Annotated in this window: 4 protein-coding genes; 3 read left to right on the top strand and 1 reads right to left on the bottom strand. The window is 71.6% G+C overall.

From position 1 onward, the window contains the following. Window positions 1-87: 87 nt before the first annotated feature. Window positions 88-945 carry a bifunctional methylenetetrahydrofolate dehydrogenase/methenyltetrahydrofolate cyclohydrolase gene (locus G6024_RS15745; protein WP_120286203.1) on the bottom strand — a complete coding sequence of 286 codons (858 nt, stop codon included), beginning with the start codon at window positions 943-945 and terminating at the stop codon, window positions 88-90. Window positions 946-1,004: 59 nt separating this feature from the next. Here G6024_RS15745 and G6024_RS15750 point away from each other — a divergent pair, with 59 nt between their 5' ends. From G6024_RS15750 to G6024_RS15760, 3 genes are all read left to right on the top strand, one after another. After that, window positions 1,005-1,478, top strand: a complete 474-nt coding sequence (locus G6024_RS15750) for a tRNA (cytidine(34)-2'-O)-methyltransferase (protein WP_120286204.1) — start codon at window positions 1,005-1,007, stop codon at window positions 1,476-1,478. A 33-nt stretch (window positions 1,479-1,511) separates the two neighbouring features. After that, a complete protein-coding gene (locus tag G6024_RS15755; RefSeq protein WP_132063531.1) occupies window positions 1,512-2,498 on the top strand; it encodes a metal ABC transporter substrate-binding protein in 987 nt (328 codons plus the stop codon). Beyond that, the coding region (locus G6024_RS15760; protein ID WP_159149133.1) for an ATP-binding cassette domain-containing protein at window positions 2,495-2,850 on the top strand (356 nt) is incomplete at its 3' end. The genes G6024_RS15755 and G6024_RS15760, both read left to right, overlap by 4 nt.

Genomic DNA, 2,850 nt, shown 5'->3' on the forward strand with positions numbered 1-2,850 from the left:
GTCAGACGCGCGGGCCGCGTACGGCGCGGCCTCGCGTCGGTCGCCCCGTCACGGGGCCGGTCGGGAGCCGGGTGGGTCATCGGGGGCCTAGTCGCCCGAGTCGAGCCGCTCGCAGCGCTCGACCACGTTGCTCAGCAGGAACGCCCTCGTCAGCGGGCCCACGCCGCCCGGGTTGGGCGAGACCGCCCCCGCGACCTCCCACACGTCCGGGTGCACGTCCCCGGCGAGCTTGCCGTCCAACCGTGACACGCCGACGTCCAGCACCGCGGCTCCGGGCTTCACCATGTCGGCGGTCACCATGTGGGCGACGCCCGCAGCGGCCACGATCACGTCGGCCCGCCGCGTCTCGGCCGCCAGGTCGCGTGTCCCGGTGTGACAGAGGGTGACGGTGGCGTTCTCACTGCGCCGGGTCAGCATGAGCCCGATCGGACGGCCCACGGTGACGCCGCGCCCGATCACCACGACGTGCGCGCCGTCGAGCCCCACCCCGAACCGACGCAGGAGGTGGATGCTGCCGTTGGGGGTACACGGCAGTGGCGCGGGTTCGTTCAGCACGAGCTTGCCCAGGTTCACCGGGTGCAGGCCGTCGGCGTCCTTGTCCGGATCGATCCGCTCGAGGATCGCGTTCTCGTCCAGGTGCTTCGGTAGCGGCAGCTGCACGATGTAGCCGGTGCACGCGGGATCGGCGTTGAGTTCGTCGATCACGGCCTCGAGCTCGGCCTGGGTGGTGTCCGCGGGCAGGTCACGCCGGATAGAGGCGATGCCGACCTGCTCGCAGTCGCGGTGCTTCATCTTCACGTAGGAGTGGCTACCGGGGTCGTCCCCGACCAGGACGGTGCCCAGTCCCGGGGTGATGCCCTTGTCCCGCAACGCGGTCACGCGTGCGGTGAGGTCGGCGACGATCTCGTCGCGGGTGAGCTTTCCGTCCAGCTTGATCGCGGTCACGCGGACCAGTATCCCACTCCCCGGCGGGTCCGTCGGCACGGCGCTGCGAGAATGGCCCCATGACCGGTGTGGGTGTGCGTGTGTTGTTCGATCGTCCGTGCATTCCGCCCAATACGGGCAACGCGATCCGGATGGCGGCGGGGGCGGGTTGCGAGCTGCATCTCGCCGGCCCGCTCGGCTTCGACCTCTCCGCCCCGCAGCTGCGGCGTGCGGGGCTGGACTACCACGACCTCGCCCACGTGGAGGTGCACGAGGATCTCGAGGCCGCGTACGCGAGCCTCCTGCCCGCGCGGGTCTGGGCCTTCAGCGCGAGGGCGGACCTGGCGCTCCCGGAGGTGCGGTTCTCCCCCGGCGACGTCCTGCTCTTCGGGCCCGAGCCCACGGGCCTGTCCGAGGAGGTGCTGTCCGACGATCGGGTCACGGCGACGGTGCGCATCCCCATGCTGCCGGGTCGCCGGTCGATGAACCTGTCCAACGCGGCCGCGGTGGCCGTCTACGAGGCCTGGCGCCAGCACGGTTACGCCGGCAGCTAGCACCTTTCCGCCCACATGACTTAGAATTTCGGCATGCCGAAATTCCGTCCGGGCGGTGCCCGTAAGTTTCGTGGTGTCCGCCCGTCCGCCGTGGCGGTCGCCGCCGCCGCGGTCACCGCCTGCATCACGGCGATCTCGGCGTGCGCGGTCGGCCCCACAGGTGCGGCCGACGTGGACGACCGACCGCGGTTCGCCGACACCGGTGACCGGGTGGTGGTGGCCACGACGTTCACGGTCCTGGCCGACATGGTCCGCCGGGTGGGCGGGGACCGGGTGCAGGTGGAGTCCGTCACCACCCCGGGCGCCGACGTGCACCAGTACGAGCCGTCCGTCGAGGACCTCAAGCGGGTCGAGGGCGCGGATCTGGTGGTGAGCAACGGTCTCGGGATGGACGACTGGCTGCTGCGCTTCATCGACGGCACCGACGCGCGCCACGTGGTCACCTCCGACGGGGTCGATCCCCTGCCCGTCCGGGCGGGCAACTACACCGGCCGGCCCAATCCGCACGCCTGGATGTCGCCGCTCGAGGGGGCCGAGTACATCCGCACGATCGCCGCCTCGCTCTCCGACCTCGACCCGGACGGCGAGCGCTCGTACACCGCCCGGGCCGGGGACTACATCCGGGAACTGGAGGACATGACGGACCGGGCCCGCGCGGCCGTGCAGTCCGTCCCGGAGGACCAGCGCGTACTGGTCACCTGCGAGGGTGCGTTCTCCTACCTCGCCCGCGACCTGGGCCTCGAGGAGCTGTACCTGTGGCCGGTCAACAGCGAGAACCAGGGACTGCCCCGCCAGATCACGGCCCTGATCGACGAGATCCGCGAGCGCGAGATCGGCGCCGTGTTCTGCGAGTCGACGGTGTCGGACGCCGCCATGCAGCAGGTCGCGGACGAGACGGGCAGTCGCCTGGCCGGCCTGCTGTACGTTGACTCGCTCTCCGGCCCGACGGGACCGGTCCCCACCTATCTGGACCTGCTCGACCACGACCTCGAGATCATCTCCCGGGAGCTGACGCCATGACAGACCGACCACTGCCGTACTCGCCGTTCACCGGGCCGCCCCCCGTCGTCGTCACCGACCTCACCGTGGATCGTGGCCAGGTCCGCGCCCTCGACTCGGTCTCCCTCTCGGTTCCGAGCGGCGAGATCACGGTCCTGCTCGGACCGAACGGCTCCGGCAAGTCCACCCTCCTGCAGGCGATGCTCGGCCTGGTGACCCCGACCACCGGGACGGTCCGCGTCCTCGGGTCGTCCGTCCGGCGCGCCCTGCGCAGCGGCCGGGTGGCGGCGGTCCCCCAGGCCGACGGGCTCGACGAGGGCTTCCCCGTGACCGCCGCCGAGGTGGTCATGCAGGGGCGCCGTCACTTCACCGG

The organism is Dietzia maris (assembly GCF_014144855.1).
Classification (GTDB): domain Bacteria; phylum Actinomycetota; class Actinomycetes; order Mycobacteriales; family Mycobacteriaceae; genus Dietzia; species Dietzia kunjamensis.

Excerpts from the sequence above, each read along its gene's own strand:
- G6024_RS15750 (WP_120286204.1), top strand. The coding sequence starts at position 1,005 with ATGACCGGTGTGGGTGTGCGTGTGTTGTTCGATCGTCCGTGCATTCCG.
- G6024_RS15755 (WP_132063531.1), top strand. The coding sequence starts at position 1,512 with ATGCCGAAATTCCGTCCGGGCGGTGCCCGTAAGTTTCGTGGTGTCCGC.